This is a genomic window from Zhurongbacter thermophilus, from assembly GCF_026184435.1.
Taxonomy (GTDB): Bacteria; Coprothermobacterota; Coprothermobacteria; order Coprothermobacterales; family JAADFF01; genus JAADFF01.
On the sequence record NZ_CP046447.1, the window covers coordinates 1,251,291 to 1,267,341 of the forward strand.

Here is a 16,051-nt window from a genome sequence, read left to right on the forward strand (position 1 = left end):
TATTATAGTGTACAAAAGGGAGGGTATATTGTGGCAGGTAAAAAAGGTAAAGGTTCTATCAAAACTCGCTTTCTTATGCTGGCTATACTTATCATTATTGCCAACTCTGTTTTAGGCATTTATGTCATTAAAACCCAAGTAGAAAACATACTGCTCAATGAAAGAAGTAAAACATTAGAAGGCATAGCTGGTATTATCACTGTAAAACTAAAAGAAATATATAATAACCAGATACTAAAGATGAATACAAGTGATATATATACCCTTCCCCTGCCTCAACAAGAAGCATTCTTTGAGGAAATACGAAACGAAACAGAACCATACCTAAAAACCATTAATGAAACTTTCCCATCTGTGGGTATAACGATATCCAGCAAAAATGGTATCCCCATTATCGAGCTAAAACCTGCAACGGGCTCAGGAAATCCAGATTTTACATACACTATTGTCAAAGACATCGAAATAGACGGCATGCCTGTTTTTAAGGTTGTGGTCTGGGAAGATAAAAGCAGTATTCAGAGGTACACATCTGAGATATCGTCCAAACTCATTAATGCCATAGGAATACTTCTTATCATGTCAATTATCCTTACATTAGCCCTTGTATCACAGATGACGAGGGACATTGAAAAACTGGTAAATGATATAGAAGAAATAGCTCAGAGTCCTAAGCACAAGATAGATACAGGACTTCCCAAAGAGCTTGCCACCATAGCTGAAACAGTTAATGATATCTCCGAGAGGTTATGGAAAAACACAGAACTACTAAAAGATATCATAGAGGCCAGTCCAATGGCCTTAATACTCCTCGATAAGGAGGGACATATACGATATAAACATCAAATGTCAGAACATGTCTTTGGCGGCCTCTTTCCTATATCCGAGTGGTTGGAAGTTATTATGCCGGAGATAAAAGAGTATATCCGATACAAGGAGTACCACATCCTTAATCGTGTCAGATTGGGCGATAGAATTGTCAATATACATGTCATACCTGTTAGAGAGGGAACACTGCTTGCCCTTGAAGATATTACCGATATATCGAAGATGGAAGAACAGATGAGACAGAAAGAAAGGCTGGCAGCACTGGGTACACTGTCTGCAGGTATAGCCCATGAAGTGAGAAACCCATTAACGGCTATTAAGGGCTTTGCCCAAATGATAGCCAAGAGGCCAACCTCGGAAAAAAATGCCAAATACATAAAGTTCATAATAGATGAGGTTTCAAAGCTGGAAAACCTTGTTAGGGAAATACTGGACTTTGCGAAGGAGAAGAAACCATCAAAATCTTATATAAGCCTAGACAACATATTGCAAAGTATCAGGGCTATTATTAGTGACATAGACATACAGCTAGAAAATAATACCCCCATATGTGCCGATGAAAATCTTATGAGTAGCGTATTTCTCAATATCATTAAAAACGCCAGAGACGCAGGTGCAACAAAAGTGCTTATAAAAGCCAATAAAAAGGATAGAGAAACAGAAATCAAGATAATCAACAACGGCCCACCTATACCAGAGGATATATTACCCCACATATTTGAACCATTTAGCACCAAGAAATCAAAGGGAACCGGTCTGGGACTTGCTATAGTACATAACATCATCACAAGTCATGGAGGAACCATTAAGGCATACAACGACATTGATGGCGTTGTTTTTTCCATAACACTACCTGATGATTGCCAAGGTGATAACTCATGAAAAAAGTAGGCTATATATTGGCATTCATACTCGCTATGATTATTGCTTTGGCAGGGGGTATTATGTGGTATCACAACTATCCAAGCACTTCACTATGCAATATCATAACACCTTCCATGGGAACCCGTGACTTGCCACTAATATACCCTACCAAAACCGGTGTTTTGGGCTCACTATCTCTCAGCTTTCACTATACAAGCAACATCCCTACCGAAGCATTATGCGGTCCTATAGAGCCATTCACCCCAACAACCAAGCTCGTTGGAGACGTTCTCAGTGGGGCCCCATCCTTCATTCACGGACTTATATGCCCTAACTCTGCTTACAACTACAGTGCGTTCGCACACCTTGTTAGCGGACCTTATACCGAGAAAAGGGCATATACAGATCCAAATCTATCACTTCTATATCGACTCATTGGTCATATCGGAGACGGAAGATTATACGTTACAGAAAATAAACCCGCAGATATCAATGTGTATATTACCTCGAACAACATATGTGTCTCAGGCAAGGTAAAAACATCCCCCAGAAAACTCTTGCCCACAATATCGGCACTTATTGGTATCCCATATCCTATATGGGGAGAAGAACCCGACTGGAATATCTTATCGGGTTACTACCCAGATGATGAAATAACTTTAATGAAAATCCGATACCTAGAACTATTGGCATACAGGGTAGAATACCTATCACTTCTTGACGGCAAACCAACAGACTATAGGCAGATGTATATTGTCCCATATCTCTATCAAATTGAAGGATTTTACCAGAAATCAGCAAGCATTACCCAGCACAACATCACAACACTAAAAGAGCAAAATATGGAACTCATATCCCAATATGAATCTCATATGAGAAAAAGGCGTGTTTTTTCCCTCCTGATCGGACTACTACTTGTTGTAATTATTATATTAGGATATTTCTGGGAGTCCGTTGTGGGTATTGCAGCTGGCCTTGCCATTATAGCAATCTCACCGGGCATGCAAATAGGATATCTCATGCTAACCCTCTTTATCATGTACCTTGTTGTCATATTCTTCTGTCTATGGGCTATCAAAAAAAATGTGGCCATAACGCTGAGCGTTATGGCCATCACATTGTTTGCCCCCACAATTGTTGTCATTACATGGCTAGGGGTACTTCCTTTGCTAAAAGAGCCCTCTCCATTTATGGCTCACCTTATGAGTCTCACCATACCATCGGCAACAATAACCTCAATTACAACTTTGTTAGCATTCTTTATTCAAGAACTCGTCACTTCTATCAGAGCTCAACATACTCACCGGGAGCAACAACCAGAGCATTGATACCCAGTCTTTTAGCTTCTTTGACAAATTCTTCCGGATCTGCATCTATAACAGGAAATGTCTTATAGTGCATGGGAATAGCCAACTTAGGTTTCACAAATGAAGCTGCCTTGGCAGCATCTTTAACATCCATGGTATAGTTACCACCTATAGGCAGAAGAGCCACATCAATTAGCTCATCGGCCAACAGCTTCATATCCAATGTCAGCCCTGTATCTCCTGCATGATATATAGCCTTATCATCCATAAACACAACAACACCAGCAGGATTACCACCATATATAACATCTTTACCATCGATAATGGCACTACCATGTAAAGCAGGTGTCAGTTTAAAACCTACCCCATCGGAAAAGACATATTTACCCCCTATATGCATGCTATGCACATTCTGTATTCCCTTAGAAGAAAGATAAAGACTAATTTCATAGTTAGCTACTACCGTGGCACCACTATGACGTGCTATATCGTAGGTATCACCAAGATGGTCACCATGTCCATGTGTTACAACAATATAATCAACATCATATAAATCTTCTACCTTTACCTTTGCCTGCGGATTCCCTGTAATAAACGGGTCGATAACAACTTTTTTACTTCCCTCAATAAGCCATGCTGAATGTCCTAAAAATTTCAGCTTCATACACATTCCCCCCTTCCTTTTAATCCGTTTTAATTATAACCTGTATGTTAAAATTGTAGAGAGAGGAGATAAGGGGAGTGTGAAAACTGTGGAAAAACTGCTAATAAAAAATTTGCAACGATATGTTGAACATATAGGTGGTCCGGGTATCTGGAACGACATATGGTCTGAATATGGAAAAGAAGATGTAGAAGCCCCAGAAGACATGATTAAGCTCTTGCGACTGTCGGCATCAACCCTCAATCGTGAATATCAGTTTTTCCTATTTACATTCGGAAAATGGTTTATCACCATAGGTGAACCTATTATGTTTAAACAATATACTAGCAACTACCACAAATTCTGCAAATTCATGGAAAGTGAAGAGGCAATCAACTTTATTACAGATAATGTACCATGGCATGAAAACACCATAGAAATACGCAAAAATAGCGACACCCATTTTACCGTATATTATCGTTCAAAGCTCAGGTTGTTTTCTCTCATAAAAGGCATGTATGCAGGCATAGCTGAACTCATGGGGGTCTCTGTGCTTGTCAGACATAGGGCTAAAGGTGCAGAGCTAACCCTTATTGACATCATTGTTGGATAAGGGGGGATACTATGAAAGAGGAAATTATCCCCACAGGCAACGGTCAGATAAAAATTACTTATGGTGATATCACCAAGATAAAAGCCGATGCCATTGTCAATGCCGCCAATAAATATCTCTCACATGGGGGTGGAGTTGCCCTTGCTATTGCACGAGCTGCCGCAGGAGATCCAGAATTATACACAAGAATATCCCAAGAAGAATGTTTAAAACAAATAGGTAGAAACTATATCAATCATGGTGAAGTTGTCGTTACCCCGGCAATGAACTTAGAAAAATTTGGCATCAAATACGTCATACATACTGTAGGTCCTATATGCCGTGGTACATGGGATGATGATAAAGCAGATAAACTCTACAAAGCCTATATAGGAGCTATGAAAAAAGCTGATGAATTAGGGTTAAAAAGCATAGCCTTCCCACTCATCAGTGCAGGTATATATGGTTGCCCCAAGGAAAAATCTCTTGAGACATTCAAGAAAGCTGCAGAAGATTTTCTTAAAAACTCCAAACATGTCAAAGAGGTCATCATGGTGCTAAGGGGCTGATGATATGCCCAAAGAACCTTTATGTATCGTCGGCACCGGAAAAGTTGCTCAGGCACTAATAAAAAATCTCAAAGACCACTATCTTATTCATATATCATCACCATCAGAAGATAGGGCAAAAGAGCTGGCAGAAAAATATGCCATAAACTATATACCCTATAGGGGCCCACTAACCTGTCATAGAGTTATTATTGTAAGAAGAGATTCAGATATAGAGAAAACCTCTGAAGAGCTGATAAGATTTGCCCCGTTTACCAGCCACATACACATGAGCGGCATGCTATCTTCACAGGTACTGAAAAGTGAAAAAAAGTGTAGCATGCACCCCATTATGAGCATTACACCAGATACATCTTTCAAAGGGGTATTATTTGCCGTTGAAGGCAATATAGATATTTGCACCGATATTATAGAGACACTCGGTGGTAAGTACTTTGAAATAGAAACAGAGAAAAAAGCACTTTATCATACAGCACTTGTCTTTATATCCAACTTTACAGCACTAAACACATTAATGGGGCTTGCCCTACTGAGAGAGGTAGGAAAACTCCCCCCAGAGATCATAGAGAGTGTTAGAAATCTTGCATACAGAAGTATTGACAATGTGTTAAAGCACGGCAAGGACGGGCTAACAGGCCCAGCTGCTCGAGGAGACTTGGAGACAATAGACATTGAATCCTCACTACTTGAGGGTTTTCTAAGAGAGCTATACATTCTCCAAAGTGATGTAATATATAAACTGCATAGTGACGGAGGCGATAATAGTGAAAAGGATGACAGTTCCAAGATTTAAAAGGCTCAAAGGCAAACGCAAACTGGTAATGGTAACAGTATATGACTATACATTTGCCAAACTCATAGAAGCATGTCAGTGTATAGATGCCGTGCTTGTTGGTGATTCATTGGGTAATGTTATACAGGGACTTGACACCACACTACCCGTAGAGGTACAGCATATTGCCTACCACACAAAAGCCGTTAGCAGGGCATTGGGTACACCTCTTATTGTGGCAGATATGCCATTTATGTCATACTACAACAAAGATACTGCAGCTAAGACCGCCGAAGTACTTATGAAATCAGGTGCCCATGCTGTAAAGCTAGAAGGTGGAATAGAAAAGGCAGATATAGTGAAGTTTCTCACCCAGCAAGGCATTCCCGTTATGGGACATATTGGCATGACACCACAATCTGTAAATATGCTCGGCGGTTATAAGATACAGGGAAAGAGGCCCGAGCTGGCAGAATACCTTATAGAGTCTGCAAAGGCACTACAGGAGGCAGGTGCATTTTCCATCGTTATAGAGACAACCAAGAAAGAGGTGGCAAAGGCCATAACAGAGGCCATTTCCATACCTACCATAGGCATAGGAGCAGGCAAACACACAGATGGACAAGTACTCGTTCTTTACGATATGCTTGGCATGGATCCAGACATCAACTTCACATTCCTGAAAAAATATGCCAACTTGGCAGATACTATAACAAACGCACTACAAACATACTCTAAAGAGGTGAGGGAAGAGATATTCCCAGACGATGAGCATTCATTTTGAGGGAGGGGGATATATGGAAATTATAAAGAGCATAGAAAAGCTAAGAAAGGTGTTGTGGGAACACAGAAAAAGTGGCAAGTCCATAGGCTTTGTTCCCACAATGGGTTATCTTCATGAAGGACACCTTAACCTTGTCAGACAGGCACGAAAAGACAATGATATCGTCGTTGTCAGCATTTTTGTCAATCCAACCCAGTTTGGAGAGGGAGAAGACTTTGATTCTTATCCCAGAGACCTTGAGAGAGACGCACGCCTGTGTGAAAAAGAGGGTGTAGACTACATCTTTGCACCAGATACCCATGAGATGTATCCCGATGGTGCACCACTGGTGTATGTTGATGTGCTGAAGCTATCTGACCATCTATGTGGCAGGTTCAGACCTGGGCACTTTAGAGGGGTGCTTACCGTTGTCGCCAAACTCTTCAACATCGTTATGCCAGACAGGGCATATTTTGGCAAAAAAGACATACAGCAGCTAAGAATTATCATGCAGATGGTAAAAGACCTCAACTTTCCTATAGAAATTGTGCCTGTGGAGACAACAAGAGAACCCGATGGGCTGGCCATGTCCTCACGCAACACATATCTATCACCAGAGGAAAGGGCTGTGGCCCCACGCATCTATGAATCACTAAAAGAAGGTTTCCAGATAATAAAAGATGGCGAAAGAGATGCCACCAAAGTTGTAGAACATGTCCTTGAAAAACTTGAGGCCATCCCCGGAGCAAGGCCACAATATGTGCAGATTGTATCGTGGGACGACATGCAGCCTGTAAAAGAGCTGAAAGATGGTATATATGTCTTAGCAACAGCAGTATTCTTAGGCCCAGCAAGGCTCATTGACAATATCAGATTTAAGATAGAAGGCGGTGATGTAGATGTATATTAAGGTGCTTGCAGGTAAAATTCACAGGGCACGCATAACCGATAAACATATATCTTATATGGGCTCTATTACCATAGATCCAGACCTTTATGAGGCAGCAGGTCTTCACCCATGGCAAGAGGTTCTTGTTGTCAATGAAAATAACGGATCACGACTGTATACATACGTCATTCCCGGCAAGAGGGGTAGCGGTGAAATCATACTCAATGGGCCCTCTGCAAGGCTGGGAGAAGTAGGAGATATTGTCGTTATTATGGCGTTTGCCTATATTACTCCAGATGAAGATGTCCCTCCACCAAAGGCCGTATTTGTCGATGAAAATAATAAGCTCAAAGAAGTTATGGACTATACACTACCAGAAGAATGAAAATCATCTTATCAAAACAACATAAGGGGAGCAAAAGCTTGCTCCCCTTTTTATATTAGTTGACATACATTTTAATTAAAGTAGACAATAGTTACCCCATCGCCACCCTCGTCGGAATTGGCAGCGCGGAAAGATTTCACAAAGGGATAACTACGAAGCTTTCTACGAATAGCACTCTTTAGTGCCCCAGAACCCACTCCATGCACAATATACACAAACGAATAACCTGACGCATGGGCTTTAGACAGATAACTATCAAGCATTTCCAGAGCGTCTTCTACCCTCTGACCATGAAGGTCAAGTTTCATAGGCACAGCAGACATAGTTGTTTCAACATTGACATTCTTCTTCAGAGCCTCAGGATTAATATCTACCACCCTTATCTCAGATACTGGAACGGTAATTGTCATAGTCTTGAGGAGAATCTCTGCCTTTTTACCTCTAATAGTAATAACAACACCAAGTTGTCCCCCCATGGCCTCAACAAGAACATTGTCCCCTGGCTCGGGCTTCTTATCAACAAAGATATAAGGAGATACCTTTTTCTTCTGGGTTATCTCTTTACGCTTCTTCTCTATATTCTTAACCTCTTCGTGAGAAGATAGCTTATGCTTCTGCACTGCCTCACGAAGTTTTTTAAGACGAGTACGAGCCTCATATGCCTCCTTATCGGCAACAGACTTATCTTTTAAAACCCTGATAAGTCGCTTAGCCTCTTCATCAACGGCCTTGATAATCTCTTCGGCCTCCTGCCAAGCCCTTGTCATAACCCTTTCCTCTTTCTGCTTGAGCCTAAGTCCTAGCTCCTGAAGTTCCTTCTCTTTTTCTATCAGTTCCAGCTCTTTTTCTTTTATCTCTTTTGTCAGTTTTTCGAGCTCTTGCCTCTTCCCCTCAAGCTCTTTGATAAGCACTTCTGCCTCTTTGCGACCTTCGGGAATATAACTCGATGCCTTTTTCAGCACATCCTCTGGCATCCCCAACCTTTTGGCTATCTCTATGGCAAACGATTTACCGGGTATCCCAACAATGAGCCTATATGTAGGGGTTAGCGATTCTTGGTCAAATTCCATAGACGCATTAATAGCCCTTTTTGTCTGTGCAACAAACGATTTCAGCTCACCATGATGGGTTGTAACCAGAGACAATGCTCCTATTTCAAGAAGCCTCTCAAGTACAGCTCTTGCAATGGCAATTCCCTCAATAGGGTCAGTGCCTGCACCAAGCTCATCTATAAGTACAAGACTATTCTTTGTAGCCTCTTTAAGAATTTTAATAATCTGCACCATATGAGCAGAGAAGGTAGATAGAGACTGCTCTATACTCTGCTCATCACCAATATCGGCAAATATGTTGTCCATAATGGGTATAGTTGTATCAGGATCAGCCGGGATAGGAACACCTGTCTGAGCAAGAGCTACCATAAGGCCAACAGTTTTCAATGTCACGGTCTTACCACCAGTATTAGGCCCGGTGATAAGCATAAGGCGATTCTCTCCACCTAGCTCTAGAGACAGAGGTACTACCCTTTCCCGCGGAATAAGGGGATGCCTCGCTCGGCGAATTTTCAGCTTTCGCTCTTTTGTGATAGTAGGAATGGCACCATCAACAGACATAGCCCAAGATGCACGGGCAAACGCAAAGTCTATCTCACCAAGACTATCAAGGGCTACATCTATAGATATGCCACTATCTTCCATTTGTTCCCTCAGCTCATCGGAGAGTTTTCTCAGTATCCAGGCAATTTCTTTCTGCTCTTTCTCGTAAAGTTCTTCAAGCTCGTTATTCATAGAGACGAGTTCCATAGGTTCTATGTAAATGGTCTTTCCACTCTCCGAATGTCCATGAACAATACCCTTTACACGGGAGGCATGTGTAGAAAGCACAGGTATGACATACCTTCCCTGAATAATACGATAAGGTGGATTCTCGGCAATAGCACCACGAAAGCGTCTACGCAGTTGTTCGATTTTCTTTTTAATAGCAGCTATCTGCTCAGATTGCCTTTTTCTAATCTCAGCAAGCCGTGGTGTTGCCCTATCGTCAACTTGACCATTATCTTTAATCTTACCCTCAACCTCAAGCACCCAGTGTTTAAAATCCCACAGGTCTTTAACAAGCCTATGTAGATAAGGATACTTCTCTCTGTCTACCTTGCTTTTCAGTCTCCACATAAGGTCAAGGAGGTCTTTAACGGCAAGCACTCCCTCAATAGAAAGTGCTCCACCACGCTTAACTTCAGAAAGATATCCTCTAACCTCTTCAGAAACAGCGCGAAGAAATGGGGTGCCATGGGCACCAAGAAACTCAGTGGCATCTTTGGCCTGACCAAGCAGCTCCTTTACTACATCATAGTAAGGAGAAGGTTTTACAGAAGAGACAAGTGCCCTACCCCAAGGGGTAGAGCACCCTCTCTCTATCTTCTTCATTATTTTGTCATATTCTATAGCCGTAAGGGACCTATCGTCCATTGACTACCTCCTGATGGTAATATTCATAGATTCAAGTCTATTATAAATGTTTTCCATGTATTTATCGGCCTCTTCAGACTCTATAGCACCATCTGGTTTCCTAAACACAAGTCTCACGGCAATAGACCTGAGGTCTTTTCCTATCTTCTTTTCATCTTCGAAGACATCAAATATATCTATACTCTCAAGATATTGACCAGCTGAGTCTTTTATAGCCTTTATTATCTCTTCCATTGGAAGACCTTTAGGAACAATCATAGAGATATCGCGCCACAAGGCAGGCGACTTCACGGGTACCTGTGCCTTAGGTATTCTATTCACGTACTTCTCAAACAGTTCAAAGTCTATAAATGCCACCACTGGGCGCTTCCGGAGATCAAAGGCATCTACAATATCAGGATGTAGGTCTCCTATAACACCTACTTCTTCCCCATCGACAACAATAGCCGCTGCCCTTGCAGGGTGTAAATATGGTTTCTCCGTAGGTCTGTACTCAGCCTGTATACCCCATCTTCTAAAGATGTCTTCAAGAATACCTTTAAGGAAGAAAAAGTCTGCAGGTACACTAAGATGTCTCCAATCAGACAAGACAAAGTTTCCTGACACCAGTATACCAACCTGTCTCTGTTCTTTCAGCTCGGGGAATATTTTACCTATTTCAAACAAAAACACATCTTCTATACCATATGCCTCATTGGATTTCTGTGCAATAAGTAGAGATGGAAGAAGATGTGGCCTCATAACGCTATACAGTTTACTGACAGGGTTGAGCAGTGGTACACCTTCACCCACACGGGCCTTTTTCACATCATCGGGATCCATAAGACTTAGTGTCCACACTTCCATAAGCCCATGTGCAGCAAGTTCGTGGGAGAGTCTTTCATCAACTCTTACAACTTCATCATCTGGTTCCCATGTCACGGCATATGTGGGAAGCTCCTCCTCCACTGCTTCATATCCCCACTTCTTCACTACCTCATCAACAATGTCTTCTGTGATATTAAGGTCATGCCTAAAAGACGGCACAATAACCTTATCATCTTTATGCTCAAACCCAAGGTCTACAACCTCTTTTTTCCAATCAAGCTCTTTACCAACAAGGATATTGGCCTTCTTTTCGTTCAGCTCTACTTCTTTGCTGTCCCACTCAGCGCCAACCTTCTCAAAAGATATAATCTGGCCACCTGCCATCTTCACAATATCTTCTGCAGCCATCTTGGCATACGCAGAAATCTTCGATGGATCTATACCACGCTCAAAGCGATAAGATGCATCTGTACGGAGTGCCAGTTTACGGGAAGAGCGGGCAACAACAATAGGTGTAAAGTAGGCAACCTCAAGGAAAATATTTTCCGTATCCTCAGAAACCTCTGTATTCTCACCGCCCATAACACCGGCAATGGCTATAGGTCTTTCGGCATCGGCTATAACAAGTATATCTTCATCAAGCTTCCTTTCCACACCGTCAAGTGTGGTGATAACCTCACCGTCTCTAGCCCTTCTGACAATAACCTTGCCACCTTTGACCTTATCCCAGTCAAAGGCATGCATGGGCTGGCCATATACGGCAAGGTAATAGTTGGTGATATCAACGACATTGTATATAGGTCTGATACCAAGATATGCCAGTGTACGCTGAAGCTCCCAAGGAGACTCTTCTATACGAACACCTTTTATCAGCACACCAGCATATATAGGGGTATCGTCTAAAGATTCTATAGACACAATATCCCCCTCGGAAATATCTACCTTGGGAAACTCTGGCCTCTTTATCTCCACCCCAAACACCCTACCAAGTTCTCTAACAAAGCCCCATACAGAACCAAGATCACCACGGGGAGGTGCAATGTAAATATCAAATATTTTATCGGGTAGTCCTAAAGCCTCCTCAAGGGGAGTCCCAACCTCTACATCGTATGGAAATACAGGCACACCCCCCTCTGATGGTAGCATTGCCACCTCAGGAATACCAAGCATAGACAATGTAGGAATGATACCCTCATACTGCCCACGTTTTTCGACGGTGGTGTCACCTATCACAGCACCAACAGGTGCAACGGCAACCTGCATATAACGGGGCAAATCCACTGCGCCAAACGATGATACCAATATTTGTTTGTCTCCTATATCAACAACATAACCTTTGTCTTTTTTATCTATAATTCTTCCAACAACAACATCGTAAAAATTCTGCACAAGGTCGTATGTCTCTTCAACCTCCACCTCAAGGTGGTGCTCAAGCCTGTGCATTATGTCGTCTATATTGACATCGTCACCTAAAAACTTCTTCATCATGCTAAGAGAAACTATCACCTGAGCCCACCCCCTTAAACGCTTCTAAGAAACTTCTGATTGCCATCAAACAGTAGCCTGATATCGTTGATACCATACTTCAGCATGACCATTCTATCTACACCCATACCAAAGGCAAATCCTGTATATTCTTCTGGATCGTAGCCAACAGCCCTAAGCACATTGGGATGCACCATACCTGCACCAAGTATTTCAAGCCAACCACTATACTGGCAAACTTTACAACCTTTACCACCGCAGAACACACACTCTACATCGACTTCCATACCCGGCTCCACAAATGGAAAGTAGCTGGGACGGAAACGAAGCTTATATCCGGGACCAAAGAAACCCTTGATAAACTCGGCCAGCACACCCTTGAGGTGACCTATAGAGACCTTCTTATCTATCCATAGACCTTCCGCCTGATGGAAGGCAAGGAACTTTCTTGCCGTTACCTCTTCTCTGCGGTACACTCTACCCACGGTAAAAATTCTTACTGGTGGCTTTTTTCTCTGCAGTGCCCTTATCTGCACGGCACTGGTGTGTGTTCTCAGAAGCAAACCACCGGGCAGAAATAGGGTATCTTGCATATCACGAGACGGATGGTACGGAGGAAAATTTAGTGCCTCAAAGTTGTGGAAGTCATCTTCAACCTCTGGCCCATCAACAATGGTAAAACCGAGCTTACGTGCAATGTACTGAAGTTCTTCCTTAGCTTTACGAAGGATATGTGTGCTACCCCACGCAAGCTCGGTTCCCGGCATCGTTACATCTATACGCTCACGCTCTACTTGCTGTTTCCTTTCCTCTTCAAGGAGTCTTTCCCTAACAGAGGCTAGCCTTTCCTCTACCTCTTTCCTGAGATCATTCAGGAGCTTACCCATAGCCTTTTTCTCTTCTGGAGGTAGCTCCTTTAGCTTCTTAAAACCCTGCTGAATAACGCCCTTTTTACCTAAAAAGCGCACCCTTAGAGCCTCAAGCTCTTCAAGGGTGCGCACATTTTCAAAACTCTTTAGTAGCTCCTCACGGATGGAGCGAACATCCATGATTATAAGGCCTCCTTGACTCTCTCCACGATAGCCTTGAATGCCTCAGGATCGGTCACGGCAAGCTCTGCAAGGGCCTTTCTATTAAGCTGGATACCGGCCTTTTTCAGACCGTGTATAAACTGACTATAAGACAGGTCATACTGTCTAACTGCTGCATTGATACGAGAAATCCACAGTCTGCGGAAGTTTCTCTTCTTCAGCTTTCTATCTCTATATGCATGCTCTCCAGCCTTCAGAAGAGCCTCGTTTGCCCTTCTAAAGCTGCGGGAGTGGGCTCCATAGAAGCCCCTTGCCATCTTCATTATCTTCTTATGTCTTTTTCTGCGCTGAACGCTGTATTTTACTCTCACCCTTCATCCCTCCTTACTTCTTCTTCATACCATTGAGAAGGTCTGCAAGTAGAAATCTCTTCTCATGGGGTACAACAGACATCTTAGACAGTCTGCGAAGTCTCTTCTTGCTCTTCTTCCTGTTAAGGTGGTCCTTACCACTGTGTTTATACATGATCTTACCCTTTCCCGTAATCTTGAAACGCTTGGCTGCTGTTCTGCTAATCTTTGCCTTACCCATCGTTTACTCCTCCTTTCCTTCCTCTTCTCGTCTCTCTTTACGATGTCTTGAACGAGCTCTTTCCTTTTGACGCTGCCCCCTGTCTTTTTGTTTGACAGGGTGAAGTACCATAGTATACCTCTTACCCTCCATAGAGGGCTTTTTCTCCACATAGCCCACATCTTTCATCTCTTCAGCAATCTCATTGAGAATCTCTTCTGCTCTATCCAGGTGAACCATCTCACGACCTCTTATAAAGATACCCACCTTTACCTTGTCACCATCTTCAAGAAACTCTCTGATCTTCTTCTTCTTGACATTGAGGTCGTGAGTGTCTATGTTGTATGTCATACGAATCTCTTTAATTTTCATTACAACCTGTTTCTTTCTTGCCTCTTTCTCTTTCTTTGCCAGCTCATATCTGTACTTGTCATAGTTAATGAACTTGCAAACTGGTGGATTGGCATTTGGAGCAACCTCAACAAGATCATAACCTCTACTACGGGCCATTCTAATAGCCTCTTCAAGCACCATAACCCCAATCTGCTTACCATTCTCATCAACTACTCTAACCTTGTCTGCCCTAATCTGCTCATTAACCCTGATACCATTGTCTTTGTTTTTCTTCAAAGAAGAAACACCTCCTTATATAATAAAACATGCAGGCATATACATACAACATAAAGCCTGCAACGGCAGATTCACAAACCTCCTAAGCCTTTGGCCGGAGGTGGAGGGCCTGCCATCCCTCACTTCATGTTCGCACATGTATTATATCACAGGAAATTTGGTATATAAAAGGATGAAAAGGCTTGATATCGCAACATAGATTCTTTAGAAGCATTAAAAAAGTTCTTGCGTCTTTCATAAGTGGTATAATAATAGTGTCGCAGGGAAATGTTAACCTGCAGTTCTTAACAATTCACGGAGGTGAAGAATTATGAGAAGAAGAGAAAGAGGTTTCACACTAGTTGAACTCATGGTAGTTATTGCTATCATTGCCCTTTTGGCAGCTATTCTATTCCCTAATCTTACTAAGGCTGTACAGAAAGGCAGAGTAAGCACTGTTATTTCCAGTGCAAACAACTTCTACAAAGAGATGACCATTTACTACACTGACAATGGTTACTATCCAGTAGAAGGCACAGGCTCTACCGGTGCATGGTCTGACGATTTCAATATTGATGCCGCATGGCCGTGGGACAAGAATACTACAATGAAGGCTACAGCAAGTATAGTCATAATGACTGCTGAAAACGGTCACATGCAGTCTGGTTATGTTTATTGGGCTATGCCAGAACCAGCCAAGGGAGTAGCCGAGGACATGGCTAAAGTCTCTTGTCCAACACCGGTTGCAAATAAGCCAGCTGTAGTTATTGACCTTATGCCCAATGCAACACAGTCTGTTTATGTATGTAAGTAATCACGCATAACTTTTAGACATTCTCAAAAGCCGCCGCTCCTTGCGGCGGCTTTTTTTCAAGAGTAAAGAGTAAATAACCATAGGAGATGGTTAATATGAAACATTCCACATTCAAAGCAGAAAGGGGATTTACACTGGTAGAAATGATGGTGGTTATAGCCATAATTGCACTCCTTGCCTCTATATTATTTGGGTCATACGCCATATATATGGAAAAGGCAAGAATTAGTGCTATGTTCCACAACGGATATGAAATAAGACGCACATTATTTCTTTTCTACAATGATAATTCACGATTTCCAAAAGACAGAGACGAAGCTATTGAGGTGTTACGAGAAAAACTACAACCTTACAATCTGGCATACCCTTGGCTTCACACAACAATATTAGATAGTCGTGTATACACAAAGTCATGTTATAAACCCATGCCCGCAGGTTCAGATATGCCCTCAAACTATATATGGCTATGGCCTTTGCCAAAGAGTCTTTTGACAGAGCAAGCTGCCAAGGCATTTTTTCCTGTCGTTAAAGAGATCCCCTATGACACAAATTGTCCTAATGCCCCCGAGGGAACAAAGTACTTTATAGCAGTTACCTCAACGCAGGTGCTAATTGTAGCAGAGGAAGAATAAATATTGCTTTCATTTTGCCAAATCAT

17 protein-coding genes are annotated in these 16,051 nt (G+C 42.2%); 10 read left to right on the forward strand and 7 right to left on the reverse strand.

All coding sequences use genetic code 11. The annotated features are described in order from the left end of the window. Nucleotides 1-30: 30 nt before the first annotated feature. Both GM182_RS06305 and GM182_RS06310 read left to right on the forward strand, forming a co-directional pair. Entirely contained in the window at nucleotides 31-1,707 is a 1,677-nt protein-coding gene (locus GM182_RS06305; protein ID WP_449186258.1) for a two-component system sensor histidine kinase NtrB, read from the forward strand. Next, nucleotides 1,704-3,017 (forward strand): hypothetical protein, encoded by a 1,314-nt coding sequence (locus GM182_RS06310; protein ID WP_449186259.1) that lies wholly within the window; start codon nucleotides 1,704-1,706, stop codon nucleotides 3,015-3,017. The genes GM182_RS06305 and GM182_RS06310 overlap by 4 nt, the downstream gene beginning before the upstream one ends. Here the strand turns inward: GM182_RS06310 and GM182_RS06315 are convergent. Continuing rightward, nucleotides 2,974-3,660, reverse strand: coding sequence for a metal-dependent hydrolase (locus GM182_RS06315; protein ID WP_449186261.1), 687 nt, complete (start codon nucleotides 3,658-3,660; stop codon nucleotides 2,974-2,976). The two genes, GM182_RS06310 and GM182_RS06315, sit on opposite strands and share 44 nt — an antisense overlap. Before the next feature lie 79 nt (nucleotides 3,661-3,739). On the opposite strand from GM182_RS06315, the gene GM182_RS06320 reads away from it, so the two are divergent. From GM182_RS06320 to panD, 6 genes are read left to right on the forward strand one after another with little or no spacing between them, the layout of a single operon-like run. Then, nucleotides 3,740-4,252, forward strand: a complete 513-nt coding sequence (locus GM182_RS06320; protein ID WP_449186262.1) for a heme NO-binding domain-containing protein — start codon at nucleotides 3,740-3,742, stop codon at nucleotides 4,250-4,252. A gap of 11 nt (nucleotides 4,253-4,263) precedes the next feature. Beyond that, the gene (locus tag GM182_RS06325; protein WP_449186263.1) at nucleotides 4,264-4,800 is read left to right on the forward strand and encodes a [protein ADP-ribosylglutamate] hydrolase; all 537 of its coding nucleotides are present in this window, start codon (nucleotides 4,264-4,266) and stop codon (nucleotides 4,798-4,800) included. Nucleotides 4,801-4,804: 4 nt separating this feature from the next. Continuing rightward, nucleotides 4,805-5,593: a Rossmann-like and DUF2520 domain-containing protein gene (locus GM182_RS06330; protein ID WP_449186264.1), complete on the forward strand. Its 789-nt coding sequence runs from the start codon at nucleotides 4,805-4,807 to the stop codon at nucleotides 5,591-5,593. Continuing rightward, nucleotides 5,574-6,356 carry a 3-methyl-2-oxobutanoate hydroxymethyltransferase gene (gene panB / locus GM182_RS06335; RefSeq protein WP_449187299.1) on the forward strand — a complete coding sequence of 261 codons (783 nt, stop codon included), beginning with the start codon at nucleotides 5,574-5,576 and terminating at the stop codon, nucleotides 6,354-6,356. Before GM182_RS06330 ends, panB begins: the two co-directional genes overlap by 20 nt. Before the next feature lie 13 nt (nucleotides 6,357-6,369). Further along, nucleotides 6,370-7,245, forward strand: coding sequence for a pantoate--beta-alanine ligase (panC, locus tag GM182_RS06340; protein ID WP_449186265.1), 876 nt, complete (start codon nucleotides 6,370-6,372; stop codon nucleotides 7,243-7,245). Beyond that, nucleotides 7,235-7,609 carry an aspartate 1-decarboxylase gene (panD, locus tag GM182_RS06345; protein WP_449186266.1) on the forward strand — a complete coding sequence of 125 codons (375 nt, stop codon included), beginning with the start codon at nucleotides 7,235-7,237 and terminating at the stop codon, nucleotides 7,607-7,609. Before panC ends, panD begins: the two co-directional genes overlap by 11 nt. Before the next feature lie 71 nt (nucleotides 7,610-7,680). Here panD and GM182_RS06350 read toward each other — a convergent pair whose 3' ends face one another. From GM182_RS06350 to infC, 6 genes are read right to left on the reverse strand one after another with little or no spacing between them, the layout of a single operon-like run. Continuing rightward, entirely contained in the window at nucleotides 7,681-10,077 is a 2,397-nt protein-coding gene (locus GM182_RS06350; protein WP_449186267.1) for an endonuclease MutS2, read from the reverse strand. Between the two features lie 3 nt (nucleotides 10,078-10,080). Beyond that, entirely contained in the window at nucleotides 10,081-12,390 is a 2,310-nt protein-coding gene (gene pheT, locus GM182_RS06355; RefSeq protein WP_449186268.1) for a phenylalanine--tRNA ligase subunit beta, read from the reverse strand. Between the two features lie 14 nt (nucleotides 12,391-12,404). Further along, complete coding sequence (locus GM182_RS06360; protein WP_449186269.1) at nucleotides 12,405-13,418, reverse strand: phenylalanine--tRNA ligase subunit alpha; 1,014 nt, start codon at nucleotides 13,416-13,418, stop codon at nucleotides 12,405-12,407. Nucleotides 13,419-13,420: 2 nt separating this feature from the next. Beyond that, nucleotides 13,421-13,771, reverse strand: a complete 351-nt coding sequence (gene rplT, locus GM182_RS06365; RefSeq protein ID WP_449186270.1) for a 50S ribosomal protein L20 — start codon at nucleotides 13,769-13,771, stop codon at nucleotides 13,421-13,423. A gap of 13 nt (nucleotides 13,772-13,784) precedes the next feature. After that, nucleotides 13,785-13,991, reverse strand: coding sequence for a 50S ribosomal protein L35 (gene rpmI, locus GM182_RS06370; protein ID WP_449186271.1), 207 nt, complete (start codon nucleotides 13,989-13,991; stop codon nucleotides 13,785-13,787). A gap of 3 nt (nucleotides 13,992-13,994) precedes the next feature. Next, on the reverse strand, nucleotides 13,995-14,600 hold the full coding sequence (gene infC / locus GM182_RS06375; protein ID WP_449186272.1) for a translation initiation factor IF-3: 606 nt from the start codon (nucleotides 14,598-14,600) through the stop codon (nucleotides 13,995-13,997). A gap of 310 nt (nucleotides 14,601-14,910) precedes the next feature. On the opposite strand from infC, the gene GM182_RS06380 reads away from it, so the two are divergent. Both GM182_RS06380 and GM182_RS06385 read left to right on the forward strand, forming a co-directional pair. Beyond that, a complete protein-coding gene (locus tag GM182_RS06380) occupies nucleotides 14,911-15,393 on the forward strand; it encodes a type II secretion system protein (protein ID WP_449186273.1) in 483 nt (160 codons plus the stop codon). A 95-nt stretch (nucleotides 15,394-15,488) separates the two neighbouring features. Next, the gene (locus GM182_RS06385; RefSeq protein WP_449186274.1) at nucleotides 15,489-16,025 is read left to right on the forward strand and encodes a type IV pilin protein; all 537 of its coding nucleotides are present in this window, start codon (nucleotides 15,489-15,491) and stop codon (nucleotides 16,023-16,025) included. Nucleotides 16,026-16,051: the final 26 nt, after the last annotated feature.